Genomic DNA, 15,189 nt, shown 5'->3' with positions numbered 1-15,189 from the left:
CTCCGGTAGACCGCTGCCGCGACGCTGCCCAGGACGGCCACGCCGAGCGCCCCGCCGATCTCGTAACTCGTCTCCTCGATGGCCGCCGCGCTGCCCGCCTTGGCTGCCGGCGTGCCCGACATGATGACCGAGGAGGCGGTCGCGAGGCCGCCGTTCCCGATGCCGATGAGCACCAGGGCGGCCGCGACCGGCCAGTAGGCCAGCGGCGCGGGAACGGCGAACAGCAGCAGGAACCCCAGCCCTGTCATGGCCAGCCCACCCGCCAGCACGGCGCGGGCGCCGACCCGGGCCGCCACCCCGGGCGCCAGCGGGGAGGCGACGATCGCGGCCAGCGCGGCGGGCAGCAGGCGCACGCCCGTCTCCAGCGGGGAGTAGCCCTGCACGAGCTGCATCCACTGCGCCAGCAGCAGCAACACCGCCGCCATCGCGATCGACGTGGTCAGCGCGGTCACCACTCCGGCCGAGAACGGGCCGCTGCGGAACAACCTGATCTCCAGCAGCGGGTCGGGCCTGCGCAGGCACCGCGCCACGAACCAGCCCAGCGTCACCGTCGCCACCACGGTCGCCGCCAGGGCTGCGGGGGAGCCGAGGCCGTACTTGCCGAAGTCCTTCACCGCGAACACCAGCGCCACCATGCCCGCCACCGACAACACCGTCGCGATCGCGTCCCACCGGCCGGGCGCCGGGTTCCTGGACTCCGGCAGCAGCAACAGCCCGGCCACGATCGCGACCGCCATGACGGGCACGTTCACGAGGAACGCCGAGTGCCAGCTGAAGTGCTCCAGCAGCAGCCCGGCCAGGATCGGCCCCAGCGCCGCCCCGACGGCGGCCATCGCCGCCCAGACGCCGAGCGCCCTGGCACGCTCCGCCGGCTCGGTGAACGTGGTGCGGATCATCGACAACGTCGACGGCATGATCATCGCGCCGCCCACCCCGAGCAGCGCCCGTACGGCGATCACCTGCAGCGGGCTGCCGGCCGCCAGCACCGCCAGCGAGGCCAGCCCGAACACCGCGAACCCGGCCAGCAACATGCGCCTGCGCCCCCACCGGTCACCGAGCGCGCTCACCGTGACCAGCAGCCCCGAGAGCACCAGCGCGTACGCGTCCACCATCCACAGCAGCTCGATCGAGCCCGGCCGCAGGTCAGCGGACATCGCCGGGAGCGCGACGTTCAGCACCGTCATGTCCATGACCACCAGCAGCACGCTGGCCGAGAGCACGGCCAGGCCCAGCCACCGCCTGGTGGCGGAGACCGGCGCCGCGCCGGCCGTCATGACTCCTCCCGCCGCGCCACGCCGTGCATGAACGTGGACCGCAGCAGCCGGGGCACGTCCCGGCGCGCGACGTCGCCGCGGCGCAGGCTCTCGCGCACGGTCACGAGCAGGCCGTACACGGTGCTGCTGATCCACCGTGCGGGCAGGTCGGCGCGGAGCAGCCCCGCCCGCTGCGCGGCGGCGTAGAAGGCGACCTCGCGCTCCTCCAGCTCGTCGGAACGGCGCATCAGCTCGGGATCGACCAGCATGGCGTAGTCGGTCAGGCCGAACCCGTACGCGTCGGCCACCTCGATCAACCCGGCCAGCATGGCGTCCAGCGCCTTGCCGATCAGCGCGGGGTCACCGGAGGAGGTCGCGCCGAGCATGCCGCTGCTCTCCTGGACCTGCTCCCACTGCTCGTGCGCACGATGGCCGAGGGCGAGCATCAGCTCCTCGCGGCTGCTGAACTGCCGGTGCAGCGTGGCCCTGCTGATCCCCGCCGCCTCGGCGAGCTGGGCCATGGAGGCGAGCGGATTCTCGTTGAGGTGCTGCATCGCCGCACTCATGATCTGTCCACGGCTCATCGCCATCAGGCACCACCAGCGTATGAGACATTCATGTCTCATACGCTACATCACTGCCTCAAGGTTGTGGCGCGTGAAGGCGCACCCCTCAAGGGTGTTGTACGAGGTCTACGGCGAGTCCGGCGGGCCGCAGGCACGCAGTGCGGCGCTCAGCCTGAGGGGGTTCCCCAAAGGCTTTTTCGCGAGGACCGCCGCCGACCCGCTCACCCCGACAGACGGTGGGCGTATCCCCAGGTATCGCACATATCCGGCGCTTGTCTGGAATTCCCCTGTATGTGTTGCCCGGGCGTTAGGACATAACGTTTTCCGCTTGCTGTACTGACGCGTCAGCCGGTGACCACATCGACGGGATGGCGGACCACGGCGTCGAAGTGGTAGCCGAAGGGGTGGCGCGGCGTGGCCAGGGGCTGGGCGACGCCGCTCGCGTCGGTGGCTCGCGCCATGAGCACGTGAGGCCCCGTGCGCCGGGGCGCCCACGCTATGTGCCACGGCAGCCAGGCGCTGACCAGGTGCCGGCCGTGGTGCTCGGCCTCGCGCCAGCTCGCCCCGCCGTCGAGGCTGACCTCGACCCGGGCGATCCGCCCCCGCCCCGACCACGAGCGCCCGTGCAGGATGTGCTGCCCGCCGACGGGGAGGCGGGCGTTCCAGGCGAGCTCGAAAGCGCTCTTGGCCGGGTTGGTCGTGACCTCGGGATAGAAGACCGTGTTCCACGGTGTCCGGAGCTCGCTCGTCGCGACCTCGATGTCGCCCAGCCACTTGATGGAGGCCACGCCCACCCATCCCGGCACCACCAGCCGCGCGGGGAAGCCGTGGTCGGCGGGAAGCGGCACGCCGTTCATCTCGTAGGCGACGAGGGCGTCGTCCATGGCCTTGCCGATCGGCAGCGGGCGGCGTACGTGCCCGTAGTCCTCGAACGGGGCGTCGAGGCCGGTGGGCAGCACGTCCACCGCCTCGGGGCGCACGCCCGCCTCTCCGAGCAGGTCTTTCAGCAGCACGCCCCGCCAGCGCGCCACCCCGATCGCGCCCAGCCCCCACTGGGTGCCCGGAGCGGCGTCGTCCTGCTGCGTGCCGTAGAACCGCCGGCCGTTGCCCGCGCACTCGATCGCCACGTCGAACGTCCGCGACGGCATGGCCCGCACCTCGTCGTAGCCGAACTCGCGCGGCCATCGGACCCCCGCGCCGTGGACCCGCAGCCGCCAGGTCGTCGCGTCGATGAGCGGCGTGGAGGTGTGGTTGCGCACGAAGAACCGGTCGTTGGGGGTGTGGTAGCCCACCCCGGACATGGCTTGCCATTTCATCTCGGCGCTCTCGCCGCGCACCCGGAACAGGTGGTCGGGCAGCGGCTTCACGATCGCCGCCGTGGCCTGCTTCATGGACGTCACCTCCAGCACTAGGTATTTCCTACCTGGAAAGCATTTAATCGTGGCAGGCCTCCTTGTCGCAATCCGTGTCCGACCGGTCAGGGAACGTTCCACAGGTATGTCCCAGGCGTCATTCCTGCCCCCATCTGCGAGAGCGCATGTCGAAGACGTGCGGCCCGGAGCACGATTCCCGCGCCCCGGGCGTTCTTTCATCGCCCGGTCACTTGTCCGGGCAGAGCACTGTCTCGGCCGCCTTGTTGATGGCCTGGCTGATCGTGAGCGGTGAACCGACGCTCGTCGTGGTGGACACGGCGAACTGGAGCCGGCCGTCCGAGGACGTGAAGGTGGTGGCGATGAAGCCCGCCGTGCCGCCCGACGGCACCTCGAACGCCGGGTCGCCGCCGCACAGGCGTTCGCTGGGAGGCTGGGTGGGCTGCCCCTCCTGTGGGTCGGTGATCACGCGTTGCAGGGCAGGAGGCAGCAGCTTGCCCTGGACGAAGGCGCGGTGGAACCTGGTGATGTCGCGCGCGGTGGAGATCACCCCTCCGGCGGCGTTCCCGTAGCTCGCGTTGAGCCGGTGCATGTCGCGCAGCCTGCCCTGGGGGTCGGTGTGGTACCCGTGCCCGTGCGGGCCCTTGATGCCCTGGGGCGGCCTGGCCGGCAGATACGAACGGCTCATTCCGAGCGGTCCGAACAGCCGGCGGGCGAACTCGGCGGCCAGCGATCGGCCCGCCACCTTCTCGATGATCAAACCGAGGAGCGTGTAGTTGGTGTTGGAGTAGTGATACTTCGCTCCCGGCTCTCCGGTGCGAGGCTGATCGCGTGACATCTTCACCAGGTCGAGCGGCGGGTAGTAGGTCGTGAAGTCGTAGAGATCGACCAGCTTGGCGTCGAACCAGTTGGGGATGCCCGAGGTGTGCCGGAGCAGCTGGCGTACGGTGATCTCGCCGGCCCGTGCCACGGCGTCCTGTTCGGCGACCTCCGGCAAGAGGTCGGCCAGCTTGTCCTCCAGGTCTATTTTGCCCTCCTTGACCAGCTGGAGCACCACGACCGCCGTCAGCCGCTTCGTCTGCGACCCGATCCGGTAGCGGGAGTCGCTGGGGATCCGGCCTCCCTTGCCGTCGATCAAACGCGAGCCGGCCGAGCCCTTGCCGAGGCGCTTCCCGTCGACGTACACCTCCCCGATGGCCCCGACGACGCCGGTGGTCCCGGCAAGGGACCGCATCGCCTGTTGAACGTCCCCCAGCTTGGGCCTCGGCCCTGACGCGGCGGCGGTGGCGGGCGCCGAGGCGACGCCCAGCGTAAGCACGGCGCAGGCCAGCCCGGCCACGCGGACCGATAGAGCGCGAATCATCGATGATCCTTCCTCCGAGGGGATGTCCCGGAACGACCGGCAGGGACCTTGAGGGGCTGCGGCGACCGTTCGAAACCCTCTTTGTAAGGGAGCGGGCGTTTCCTCGCCGTTTCGGCAGGAGGCGATGAACGACCATGACGGGTTCGCGGTATCGGCGCGGTTCACCGGCCTGGAGGAGCCGATGACGACGAGAACCCGGCCTGACCCCTCGACGAGCAGTCAGCGGCCCAGGAAGGCCAGGAGGCGGTCGAGGGGCCAGGTGTTGATGACGTCGTCGGTGGTCAGCCAGGCCCGCTGCGCGATCCCCACCCCGAACCGCTGGTGGGCGAGGTGGGGGATCGCGTGCGAGTCGCTGGCGATGGAGAACTTGACCCCGTGGTGCCTGGCCAGCCGCACCAGGTCGGCCGGCAGGTCGGACCTGTCGGGGTAGGAGTCGATCTCCATGGCGGTGCCCGTGCGGGCGGCCGCGCGGAAGACGGTGTCCCAGTCGGCGTCGACGGGCGGGCGCTTGCCGATCTTCCTGGTCGTGGGGTGGCCGATGATGTCGACGTACGGATTCTCGCAGGCGGCGATGAAGCGGCGCGTCATCTCGTCGCGCGGCATCCCGAAGTGGGAGTGCACCGAGGCGACGCACACGTCGAACTCGCGCAGGACCTCCGCCGGCCAGTCGACCGACCCGTCGGGCGCGATGTTGAGCTCGGTGCCGTGCAACAGCCGCATGCCGGGATGTCTCTGCTGCAGCTCGGCCAGCTCGCCGCGCTGCTTGAGCGCCTTGTCCAGGGTCATCCGCTGCATCACCAGGTCGGGAGCGTGGTCGGTGACCGCGTAGTAGGAGTAGCCGCGGGCGCGGCCGGCCGCCACCATGTCCTCCAGCGAGGCGATGCCGTCGGTCAGGTCGGTGTGGGTGTGCAGGTCGCCCTTGAGGTCGGCCAGCTCGACCAGGACGGGCAACTCGCCACGCAGCGCCGCCTTGACCTCACCGCCGTCCTCCCGCAGCGGCGGTGGCACGAACTGCATGCCGAGCGCGTCGTAGATCTCCTCCTCGGACGCGGCGGCGATCACCCGGTCGCCGTCGAACAGCCCGTATTCGGACAGCTTCCAGCCCTTCTTCACCGCCATCTCCCTGATGGCGACGTTGTGCTCCTTGGAGCCGGTGAAGTACTGCATCGCCGCGCCCCACGATCCGGCGGGCACCACGCGCAGGTCGACCTGGACCCCGGACGTCGTGCGGACCGAGGTCTTCTTGTCGCCCGCCGCGATCACCTCGGCGACGTAGGGCTGGGCGCGGAAGACGGCCATGATGGACTCGGGCGCGACGGCGAGGATGTCGATGTCGCCGATCGTGTCCTTCATCCGCCGCAACGAGCCCGCGTAGGCGATGCGCTCGGCCTCCAGCGAGGCCGTCACCTGCTCGGCCAGCGACATGGCGACGCCGATGTGCACCCGGCGGCCCGACTGCTCCAGCTGCTCGACACCCTTGAGGAGGTTGGCCAGCGTCTTGGGGCCGAGCCCCTTGACGCCGTCGAGGCGGCCGGCGGTGATCGACTCGCTCAGCGCCCCGGGGGAGTCGATGCCGAAGTCCTCGAACAACATGATGGCCGTCTTCGGCCCCAGCGTCGGCACCCGGGTCAGCCGGCGCACGCCCTCGGGCACCCGGCCGCGCAGCTCGTCGAGCTGCCGGAAGCTCCCGCGCCGCAGGAACTCCTCCATCTTCCTGGCGATCGCCTCGCCCACGCCCGGGACGGCGCGCACGTCGGCGACCGAGATGTCCTCGGGGAACCCCGCGATCGCCTTGGCCGCCTTCTGGTAGCTCCGCACCCGGAAGGCGTCGCCGCCGCAGAGCGCGAACAGCTCCGCGTATTCCTGCAGCGCCGCCGCTGCCTCCTCATTCGCCCGCATGGGACCACCTTAGGATCCCGGGCCGACAAACTCGCCCGTCAGAAGCGCACCTCACGCGGCCGGTACGGGGCCGCGAGAAAGTCCAGCTCGTCGGCCGACAACGTCACCGACACCGCGGCCACCGCGTCGTCGACGTGCCGGTCCTTCGTGGCGCCCACGATCGGCGCGGTCACGGCAGGCTGGTGCAGCAACCACGCCAGGGCCACCTGGGCGGGCGGCAGGCCGCGGTCGCGCGCCACCTGCGCCACCCGGTCGATGACGAGCTTGTCGTTCTCGGGGTCGTACAGGTAGTCGATGCGCGCGTCGGATCCCGTCCTGGTGGTCGTGGCGTCGGAACCCGCCCTGGCGAGCACGCCGCGCGCCAGCGGGCTCCACGGGATGACCCCCACGCCCTGGTCGGCGCAGAGCGGCAACATCTCGCGCTCCTCCTCGCGGTAGAGGAGGTTGTAGTGCGGCTGCATCGAGACGAACTTCGTCCAGCCGTGCGCCTCGGCCACGTGCTGCGCCTTGGCGAACTGCCAGGCCCACATGGACGAGGCGCCGATGTAGCGCGCCTTGCCCGCCTTGACCACGTCGTGCAGCGCCTCCATGGTCTCCTCGATGGGTGTCTCGTCGTCCCACCGGTGGATCTGGTAGAGGTCGACGTAGTCGGTGCCGAGGCGGGAGAGCGAGGCGTCGATGGCGGCGTGGATGTGCTTGCGCGACAGGCCGCGGTCGTTGGCGCCCTTGCCCATGGGGAAGAAAACCTTGGTGGCCAGCACGTAGTCCTCGCGCCGCGGGAAGATGGCGCGCAGCGCGTCGCCGGTCACGACCTCGCTCTCGCCCTTGCTGTAGACGTCGGCGGTGTCGAAGAAATCGACCCCCGCCTCGGCGGCCCTGCGGATCACCGGTTCGGCCTCCGACAGCGGCAGCGCCCACTCCTGGCGGGCCGGATCGCCGTAGCTCATCATGCCGAGGCAGATCCGCGACACCTTCAAGCCCGTGTTGCCAAGTCGTGCGTAGTCCATGAAGTAACCCTATGACCCGGGTTCGGGGAACGGGCGCTCAGGACCCGCCGTGCGGCGCCCGGGGAACGATCATCGTGACGCCCGGCACCGAGCCGATCGAGGCCAGCGCCTTGCCGGCGTCGCCCAGCCCGATCGTGCGCGTGATCAGCTGGTCGGGATGGAGGACGCCGGCCCTGATCAGCTCCAGCATCGGCGGGTAGGCGTGCGCGGCCATGCCGTGACTGCCGAGCAGCCGTAGCTCGTGGCCGATCACGCGGTCCATCGGCACGGGCGTCGGCGCGCCAGGCAACAGCCCCACCTGTACGTGCCTGCCCCGCCTGCGCAGGCTCTCGACCGAGGCGACGCACGTCCGGGGGCTGCCCAGCGCGTCGACGGACAGGTGGGCGCCGCCCCTCGTCAGCTCCCTGACCTGGGCCGCCGCGTCGCCGGCCGAGCCGTTGACGAAGTGCGTCGCGCCCGCCTGCTCGGCCAGGTGCAGCGCGTCGGTGCTGATGTCCACGGCCACCACGCGCGCCCCGGCCGCCGTCGCGATCATCACGGCCGACAACCCCACGCCGCCGCATCCGTGCACCGCCACCCACTCGCCGGGACGCACCTCGCCGACCTGCGCCACGGCCCTGAAGGCGGTGGCGAAGCGGCAGCCCAGCCCCGCGGCGGTGACGTACGCCATGTCCTCGGGCACCGCGACGAGGTTGACGTCGGCGTGGTGGACGGCCACGAACTCGGCGTACGAACCCCAATGGGTGAAGCCCGGCTGCGTCTGCCGCTCGCACACCTGCTGGTCGCCGGTGACGCAGGTCGCGCAGGACCCGCACGCGCACACGAACGGGAGGGTCACCCGCGCGCCCGGCCGCCAGCCGCGCACGTCGGAGCCGACCGCCTCCACCACGCCCGCCAGCTCGTGTCCCGGCACGTGGGGAAGGGCCGTGATGTCGGGGTCATGGCCCTGCCAGGCGTGCCAGTCGGAGCGGCACAACCCCGTCGCCTCGACTTTGATCACCGCCCCGTGCGGGGCGGGCGACGGGTCGGGCAGCTCGCGGACGTCGAGCTCGCCACCGAAGATGTCAAAGGCAACCGCTCTCATCTCATGAGCTTAGGGTGAACTCCCGCAGCTCGCGCAAGGCCCGGGGCTCCTGCGCCACCGGCCTCACATGGAGCAGCGGCCACCGCACCGCCGGCGCGGAGGAGCGGTGATCGCCGTACGGCTCGCGACGCTCGGCGCCGGCGGGCATACGGGCTCCTACCAGCGGGACGACGGTGTCCTGCCCGGGTGAGGTGTCAACCATGAGGACGGGGACAGTTAGGGGAGATGGGACGAGATCTGGACAAGGAACGCTTCACCGAAGCGGAGTACGTCAGCTTCGGTGAACGTCTCCAGGAGCAGGTGGGCGTGCTCCGCGAGTTGCTCGCCACCCCCGGCTTCGGGCAGGGCCCCGCCACGATCGGGGCGGAGCTCGAACTGTTCCTCATCGACGAGCAGGGCAGGCCCCTGCCGCGCAACAGCGAGGTGCGGGAGGCGCTCGGCGACGAGCGGGTCGTGCTGGAGCTCGGCCGCTTCAACCTCGAGGTGAACCTCACCCCCACGCCACTGGCGGGCACGCCGTTCGAGACGTTGAGCGCCGAGGTCCAGGAGACCATCGGCAAGGTGGACGGCGCCGTCGAGGGCGGCGGCGCCCTGCCCATCGGCATCCTGCCCACGCTCAGCGCCGACGACTTCACGGTGGGCGCGATGAGCGACCAGAACCGCTACCGCGCCATGAGCAGGGGCTTTCGCCGGCTGCGGCTCGAACCGTTCCTCGTCAAGATCGAGGACCTGGAGCTGTCGGTGGAGGACGTGATCCTCGAGGCGGCCAACACCTCGTGGCAGGTGCACATCCGCACACCGCCCGAGCGGTTCGGCCGGCTGTTCAACGCCGCCCAGCTCGCCATCGGGCCGGTGCTGGCCGTCTGCGGCAACTCGCCGTTCTTCCTGGGGCGGGACCTGTGGGAGGAGACCCGCATCGCGCTGATGGAGGAGGCCGCCGACGACCGGGACGTGGCGCGGCTCGGGCGCAGGGACGGGCGGGTCACGTTCGGCTCGGACTGGGTGCACGAGGGCGCGCACGAGCTGTTCGAACGGTACGTACGCGACTACGAGCCGATCGTGCCCGACCTCACCGAGGATCCCCGCCCGCACGAGGTGCCCGAGCTCCGGCTGCACCAGGGCACGATCTGGCAGTGGAACCGGCCCGTCTACGACCCGGCCGACAGCGGCCACCTGCGGATCGAGATGCGCGCGCTGCCCGCGGGTCCCTCGTGCGCGGACATGGCCGCGAACACGGCCTTCCTCCTGGGTTTGACGTTGTCGCAGGCCGAGCGCGACCTGACCGGCTACCGCTTCGCGCAGGCGTACCAGAACTTCTACCGCGCGGCCATGCACGGCCTGGACGCCAAGTTGTCGTGGCCGGGCGGCGACGCCGAGTTCGAGGCGGGCGAGCTGGTGCTCGCGCTGCTGCCCGAGGCGCGGGAGGGGCTGCTCGGGGCCGGGGTGGCGGCGCACGACGCCGACCGGGCGCTGGGCGTCATCGAGCAGCGGACCCGGCTGCGGCGTACGGGCTCGGTGTGGCAGCGCGAGACGCTCGCGCGCTTCGGAGGCGATCGGGAGCGGCTCGTGCGCCGCTACCGCGAGCTGGCACTTTCGGGATTGCCGGTGCATTTGTGGGAATAAGCGCAACCGATGCCCTCTCTGTTCCGTCAAACCCAGTCAAGGGACGGGAAAGTGAGGGAGATATGGCGGCAAAGGGGATGGTTCCTACCGATAAGGCCCCCTATGCCTTGTCGCAAGCGACCGGAGACCTGGCCGAAGGGGCGGCCAAACTGGCGGGAGAGATCGGCGGCGCCTCCGTCCAGGCGGTGCTGAACGAGGCGAACAGGACAGCCGTACGCAAGGGCGCGGCGGGCGCGCTCGGGTCGATGCAGCCGAAGCCGGCCGAGTGGTATGCCTTCGACACCGGCGACCAGCGCACCGCCGACTGGTATCCCCAGGGCCTGACCGGTGGGGAGGATTCCGGCACCCTCGGGGTGCCGGTGTTCGTCGTCAGCTGGTACTTCCGGCCGGAGGCCGGCGAGCGGGGCATCAGGGTCAGCTTCCTGAGCCCGCAGACGCTGAAGTACCGGCACGCGCTGCTGGTCGCGGCCAAGCCCGACGGCTCGTACGGGCCGATCGACATCCACGCGGGCGGTATCGCCTGCCACGGCGACCTGCTCTACGTCGCCGACACCGTCAGAGGGCTGCGGGTCTTCGACCTGCGCAACCTCCTCGACCTGAGCACCGCCCAGAACGACCTGGGCGACCCCGAACGGGTGGGGCGGCACGACGGCAGGCTGCACGCCTTCGGCTACCGCTACGTGATCCCGCAGACCGACCTGTGGCAGGTCGCCACGGCCGGGCCGCGGTTCTCGTTCGTGTCGGTCGACCGCAGCGGCGCCACGCCGCTGCTGATCACCGGCGAGTTCCGGGGCGACGACCCAGGCGGCTGGGTCGCGCGCTGGCCCCTGAACATGGCGGGCGGCGAGCCGCAGGACGCGTTCGTGATGGGGCAGCCCAAGATCCAGGGAGCGCTGTCGTCGGGCGGCACGTGGTACCTCAGCCAGTCGGCCGGCTCCACCAGGAACGGCAAGTTGATCGTCCACGCGGGCGACACGTCGCAGACCAGGCCGTTCCCGATCGGGCCCGAGGACCTGACCGTGCAGGACGGCAAACTGTGGAGCGTCACCGAGTACCCGGACAAGCGGGTGATCTTGGGGGTCGATCTCTGAGGGGATGCGGGCCAGGAGGGCGGAGACGGCCTCACCCTCCGGGCCCGTGCGCTCTCAGGTCACGGTGGCGGGTTGGGCTGACAGGAGGGTCTGGCTCCAGCCTTTGGTGTCGACGGTGGTCTGTTTGCTGAGGTCGTCGTCTCGGCCGTCGTGGGGGTCCCTGTCGTGGTAGCAGTGCATGGAGTTGTCGCGGTGGTGGCCGTAGTAGACGCCTGCGCCGGGGGACAGGAGGTGGTCGAAGACCTGCCAGGTGGTGTCGCGTAGTTGGTGGCGTTTCCAGTTGCCGGCGCCGCGGATCTGGTAGGAGATGAGTTCGCCTTGGGTGGTGGTGCCGAGGAGCCAGTCGGGTGCGGTGGTGGTGAGGGTTTTGAGGGTGAAGCCTTCGCCGATGAGCGGTGTTGCCGGTGATGGAGGCTTTGGTGGGTTTGCTGGCGGTGATGGTGTAGCGGCGGAGGGTTCCGTTGGCGATGCCGTACAGGTGGTTCTTGCCGTCGTAGGCGAGGAGGTCGTGGGTGTAGCCGCTGGCGAGGTAGACGGGTGGGTCGAAGGTGAGGGTGTCGCGGTTGGTGCGGATGTCGACGCGGTAGAGCTTGCCTCCTGGGTCGTTGTCTTCGGTGACGAGGAGGGTGTTGAAGTTGAGTGTGGCCATGGCTTTGGGGGTGAAGCCGAGGCCGGCGGTGGAGTGCACGGCGCCGTGGGTGCGGCGTCCGGTGGCCGCGTCGATGGCGGTGTAGGTCAGCCGTCCCTCCGGCGTGACGCCGTAAATCGATGCGACGCCCTCGGGTGAAGGCTCGGGGCAGTTGTGGCTCTCGACGTTGTTCCACTCCCGGCCGTTGGCCTGGCCGTAGGTGACGCCGTTGATCATCGGTTTGACCCGTTCGGAGCCCTTGTACCCCCACGAGGCCGACCCATCGCCGTTGGAGTCGTAGCCGAGCTCGAAGTGCAGGTGCGGGTGTCCGTTGGAGGTCGGGCCGTGGTTCACCCTCCCCGCGGCCGGGGCGATCAGGGTGGCACCCTCGGTGCCGCGCTGGTCAGGCTCCTTCACCATGTCGAGTGCGGGGGCGTGCGCCCAGGTGTTCAGCTGCCACTTCTGTCCGCAGGGGAAGGGAAGCTGGAGGTCGGGCGCGCGGTATGTCGCTCGTTCTCTGCCGTTTCCCAGTGCGCGGGCCCAGATCAGAGGGCGACCGCTTCGGTGTCGGCCGAGCGGGTCAGTCGCTGAGGTGCCGGGTCAGCACCTCGCGGTAACGGCGGTCGAAGGCGTCGTAGCGGACCCGCAGTTCCGCGCCCGGCCAGCCGGGCGGCAGAAGCTCGTCCGGCAGCAGCGGGTCGGCCATCAGGTGGCGCAGCACCGCGGCCGACACGACGAACCCCTCGGCCAGGCCGTCCGCGTGGTCGAAGGCGTGGTCCAGCGCGCGCTCCAGCCGGCGAGCCTCGGCCGCCCAGCCGTCCAGGTCCCACAGCAGGGGAGTGGGGTCGTCGTGCGGCCGGCCGTCGATCAGCGTGCACTGCGCCGTGACGATCTCCGGCCACGCGCCGCGCACCAGGTTGGCCGGCCGTAGCCAGGTGCCTTCGCGCAGCTCGGCCAGGCGCAGCGCGGTCATCGTGTGCCGGAGGGCCGCCCGGTCGGCGGGAGCGCGCCGCTCGGCGGTGACGACGGCCACCTCCCACGTGCCGTCCCACGGCCTGGTGTGCGGGTCGCGGCTCTCGTCCTGCCTGGCCTGGCGCTCGACCAGCCGCTGCGACAGCGTGTAGAAGCCGTCCTCCTGTACGAGGTCGCCGGCCGCGACCATGCGCGACAGCGCCACTCGCACCGTGCCCTCGGCGATGCCGAACAGCGCGCCGATGCGCACCAGGTGGCGGGCCGGCAGGCGGGGCGGGTGGCTGCCCAGCAGCGCGCTCAGCACGGCCGACCTGGCGCTCAGAGTGTTACGCTCTTCCATCGCGTGTCGAGTATATGTAACACTCCGGGTATGAGGCGCTATCTCACCGAGCCGTTCGACGGCAGCGACCGCTACGCCACCGAGCGCTACCAGGGCGCCGCCGGGCGCAACTGGTGGGCCTGCGACCCCACGCTCCGCCTGCTCATGCGGCGCCACCTGGGCGACGGCTACGTCTGGGCGGAGCCGCACCTCGGCCGGCTCGGAGCGCTGATGGGCGGGCTCGTCGCCGAATGCGCGGAGGAGACCGACCGCAACCCGCCGCGGCTGGAGAAGTACGACAAGTGGGGAAGGGACGTCAGCCAGGTCATCATGCCCCCGTCGTTCCTGACCGCCAGGCAGGCGCTCGTGGAGGACAACTTCACCGCGCCGTCGTTCGCCGAGGAGGCGCGGGCGCACGGGGCCGATCCGTCCGCGCTCGCCGCGGCGTGGACGTACCTGCTCGACCAGGCCGACATCGGGATGGGCTGCGCGCTCGGCACGGGTGGCGACATGGTGGTCTCTCTGGCCGAGAAGTACGCGCCCGAGGACGTACGCGAAAAAGTGCGGGAGATCTTCGCCAACGGGTTCTACTCCGGCGAGGCCGCTCAGATGTTCACCGAACGCACGGGCGGCTCCGACCTGGCCGCTCTCGAAGCCGCCGCCGTCCCCACCGGCGACGCGTGGAGTCTGTCCGGGCTCAAGTGGTTCGCCTCCAACGCCAACGGATCCGCGTTCGTCGTGCTCGCCCGGCTGCCCGAGGGCGACGTGGCGCCCTTCCTGGTGTTGTGGGAGCGGCGCGACGGCACGCGCAACGGCGTGCGCATCCGGCGGCTCAAGGACAAGCTCGGCACCAGGTCCGTCGCCTCGGCCGAGGTCGAGCTCACCGAGGCGGAGGCGTTCCTGCTGGCCGGATCCGAGCCGGGCGCCGGCTCGGGGATCGGCACCATGATGAAGCTCACCAACGCCTCCAGGCTCGGGGTGGCCATGATGGGCCTCGGCGTGGCCAGGCGGGCGCTGGTCGAGTCCATCTGCTACGCCAGGGCGCGTGAGGCGTTCGGGCGGCCGCTCATCGAGCAGCCGCTGATGCGCCGCAAGCTGACCGAGCTGATCGTCGAGGTCGAGGCGGCGCAGGCGATGGTGTTCGACGCGCACGTCAGCCCCCGGCTCCGTCTCGCCCCCGCCCTGGTCAAGCTGCGCGCCGCCCGCTTGGGCGTCACCGCCGCCGGCGACGCGATCGAGGTGCACGGCGGCAACGGCTACATCGAGCAGTGGCCGGTCGCCAGACTGCTGCGCGACGCGCAGGTCAACCCGATCTGGGAGGGGGGCGACAACATTCTCTGCCTGGACGTACGGCGGGCCATGCTCAAGGAACAGGCGCACCTGCCCTTCCTCGACCGGCTGCGCTCCCTGGCCACCTCCGGCCTGGTCGGCGGCCGCATCGACGACCTGGCCAAGGCCATCGAGACGTGGCACGCACTGGACCGGGACGCGGCGGAGGAGCGGCTCTACCCGCTGGCGCAGTTCATGGCCGACGTCTACGCCGCCGCGCTGCTGGAGGACCAGGCCCGCTGGGGGCTCGACGACGGCCGCAAGGCGCTCGTGGCCCGCCTGTACGCCGAGGCCCACCTCGTGGACCATGGTCCCCTGCGCGGGCTCGACCGCCCCGCCGGGAACCCGCAGCGGTTCGACGACCTGTTGGCGGGGGCGTTCACCGGTTGACCCTCCCGCCACCGGCCTTCGTCACGCGCGCAGTATGGTGATGCGGCGGCCGGACGGGGTGGTCGCTTCCTCGAAACCGCCGCGGTCCTTCCATGGTGGGGCTTCGGGGCGCCGGTCGAAGACGACCAGGACGCCGGTGGTGAGGGTGAGCCGTCGAGGTGGCGGTCGAGCTGGGCGAGACCCTCGGGCAGGGGGTCGTCCTTGCCGGCTCGCCAGACCTTGAGCTCCATGGCTTCGCGCTGCGTCAGCCGTTCGCCGTCGGGGCCGGTGTGGGGCCAGCGGATCAGGACGTCGA

Annotated in this window: 13 protein-coding genes; 4 read left to right on the top strand and 9 right to left on the bottom strand. The window is 70.9% G+C overall.

Annotation, left to right across the window (positions count from 1 at the left end; translation table 11 throughout):
* The 7 genes from GUY59_RS42095 to GUY59_RS42065 form a co-directional block, all read right to left on the bottom strand.
* Window positions 1-1,274: MFS transporter (locus tag GUY59_RS42095; RefSeq protein ID WP_161714991.1), on the bottom strand; the 1,274-nt coding region annotated here is incomplete at its 3' end.
* Window positions 1,271-1,819: a TetR/AcrR family transcriptional regulator gene (locus GUY59_RS42090; protein ID WP_236668039.1), complete on the bottom strand. Its 549-nt coding sequence runs from the start codon at window positions 1,817-1,819 to the stop codon at window positions 1,271-1,273. The genes GUY59_RS42095 and GUY59_RS42090, both read right to left, overlap by 4 nt.
* Window positions 1,820-2,163: 344 nt before the next feature.
* Complete coding sequence (locus tag GUY59_RS42085; protein WP_138208137.1) at window positions 2,164-3,210, bottom strand: sulfite oxidase; 1,047 nt, start codon at window positions 3,208-3,210, stop codon at window positions 2,164-2,166.
* A gap of 208 nt (window positions 3,211-3,418) precedes the next feature.
* Window positions 3,419-4,552, bottom strand: coding sequence for a serine hydrolase domain-containing protein (locus GUY59_RS42080; RefSeq protein WP_138208136.1), 1,134 nt, complete (start codon window positions 4,550-4,552; stop codon window positions 3,419-3,421).
* 219 nt (window positions 4,553-4,771) lie between these two features.
* On the bottom strand, window positions 4,772-6,451 hold the full coding sequence (polX, locus tag GUY59_RS42075; RefSeq protein ID WP_138208135.1) for a DNA polymerase/3'-5' exonuclease PolX: 1,680 nt from the start codon (window positions 6,449-6,451) through the stop codon (window positions 4,772-4,774).
* A gap of 38 nt (window positions 6,452-6,489) precedes the next feature.
* On the bottom strand, window positions 6,490-7,458 hold the full coding sequence (locus tag GUY59_RS42070; RefSeq protein ID WP_138208134.1) for an aldo/keto reductase: 969 nt from the start codon (window positions 7,456-7,458) through the stop codon (window positions 6,490-6,492).
* A gap of 37 nt (window positions 7,459-7,495) precedes the next feature.
* Window positions 7,496-8,542: a zinc-dependent alcohol dehydrogenase family protein gene (locus GUY59_RS42065; RefSeq protein ID WP_138208133.1), complete on the bottom strand. Its 1,047-nt coding sequence runs from the start codon at window positions 8,540-8,542 to the stop codon at window positions 7,496-7,498.
* A 67-nt stretch (window positions 8,543-8,609) separates the two neighbouring features.
* Between GUY59_RS42065 and GUY59_RS50320 the strand changes: the two genes are divergently transcribed.
* The 3 genes from GUY59_RS50320 to GUY59_RS42055 all read left to right on the top strand — a co-directional run bounded on the left by GUY59_RS50320 (window position 8,610) and on the right by GUY59_RS42055 (window position 11,256).
* Window positions 8,610-8,732, top strand: a complete 123-nt coding sequence (locus GUY59_RS50320; protein ID WP_269129069.1) for a hypothetical protein — start codon at window positions 8,610-8,612, stop codon at window positions 8,730-8,732.
* Between the two features lie 35 nt (window positions 8,733-8,767).
* Window positions 8,768-10,165 carry a glutamate--cysteine ligase gene (locus GUY59_RS42060; RefSeq protein WP_161714990.1) on the top strand — a complete coding sequence of 466 codons (1,398 nt, stop codon included), beginning with the start codon at window positions 8,768-8,770 and terminating at the stop codon, window positions 10,163-10,165.
* A gap of 107 nt (window positions 10,166-10,272) precedes the next feature.
* Window positions 10,273-11,256 (top strand): hypothetical protein, encoded by a 984-nt coding sequence (locus GUY59_RS42055; protein WP_138208627.1) that lies wholly within the window; start codon window positions 10,273-10,275, stop codon window positions 11,254-11,256.
* Between the two features lie 31 nt (window positions 11,257-11,287).
* On the opposite strand, the gene GUY59_RS42050 is transcribed toward GUY59_RS42055, so the two are convergent.
* The gene (locus GUY59_RS42050; protein ID WP_138208628.1) at window positions 11,288-12,304 is read right to left on the bottom strand and encodes a hypothetical protein; all 1,017 of its coding nucleotides are present in this window, start codon (window positions 12,302-12,304) and stop codon (window positions 11,288-11,290) included.
* Window positions 12,305-12,464: 160 nt separating this feature from the next.
* Entirely contained in the window at window positions 12,465-13,196 is a 732-nt protein-coding gene (locus GUY59_RS42045; RefSeq protein WP_171055646.1) for a PaaX family transcriptional regulator C-terminal domain-containing protein, read from the bottom strand.
* A 30-nt stretch (window positions 13,197-13,226) separates the two neighbouring features.
* On the opposite strand from GUY59_RS42045, the gene GUY59_RS42040 reads away from it, so the two are divergent.
* The gene (locus tag GUY59_RS42040; RefSeq protein ID WP_138208629.1) at window positions 13,227-14,894 is read left to right on the top strand and encodes an acyl-CoA dehydrogenase family protein; all 1,668 of its coding nucleotides are present in this window, start codon (window positions 13,227-13,229) and stop codon (window positions 14,892-14,894) included.
* Window positions 14,895-15,189 lie beyond the last annotated feature (295 nt).

It is taken from the genome of Nonomuraea sp. K271 (assembly GCF_009908215.1).
GTDB lineage: Bacteria > Actinomycetota > Actinomycetes > Streptosporangiales > Streptosporangiaceae > Nonomuraea > Nonomuraea longispora.
Note: the sequence above shows the minus strand (reverse complement) of the source record. Positions and strands in the feature narration are given on the sequence as shown.

Coding starts and splice junctions, on each gene's coding strand:
- GUY59_RS42090 (WP_236668039.1), bottom strand. CDS start 1,819: ATGAGTGCGGCGATGCAGCACCTCAACGAGAATCCGCTCGCCTCCATG.
- GUY59_RS42085 (WP_138208137.1), bottom strand. CDS start 3,210: ATGAAGCAGGCCACGGCGGCGATCGTGAAGCCGCTGCCCGACCACCTG.
- GUY59_RS42080 (WP_138208136.1), bottom strand. CDS start 4,552: ATGATTCGCGCTCTATCGGTCCGCGTGGCCGGGCTGGCCTGCGCCGTG.
- polX (WP_138208135.1), bottom strand. CDS start 6,451: ATGCGGGCGAATGAGGAGGCAGCGGCGGCGCTGCAGGAATACGCGGAG.
- GUY59_RS42070 (WP_138208134.1), bottom strand. CDS start 7,458: ATGGACTACGCACGACTTGGCAACACGGGCTTGAAGGTGTCGCGGATC.
- GUY59_RS42065 (WP_138208133.1), bottom strand. CDS start 8,542: ATGAGAGCGGTTGCCTTTGACATCTTCGGTGGCGAGCTCGACGTCCGC.
- GUY59_RS50320 (WP_269129069.1), top strand. CDS start 8,610: ATGGAGCAGCGGCCACCGCACCGCCGGCGCGGAGGAGCGGTGATCGCC.
- GUY59_RS42060 (WP_161714990.1), top strand. CDS start 8,768: ATGGGACGAGATCTGGACAAGGAACGCTTCACCGAAGCGGAGTACGTC.
- GUY59_RS42050 (WP_138208628.1), bottom strand. CDS start 12,304: ATGGTGAAGGAGCCTGACCAGCGCGGCACCGAGGGTGCCACCCTGATC.
- GUY59_RS42045 (WP_171055646.1), bottom strand. CDS start 13,196: ATGGAAGAGCGTAACACTCTGAGCGCCAGGTCGGCCGTGCTGAGCGCG.
- GUY59_RS42040 (WP_138208629.1), top strand. CDS start 13,227: ATGAGGCGCTATCTCACCGAGCCGTTCGACGGCAGCGACCGCTACGCC.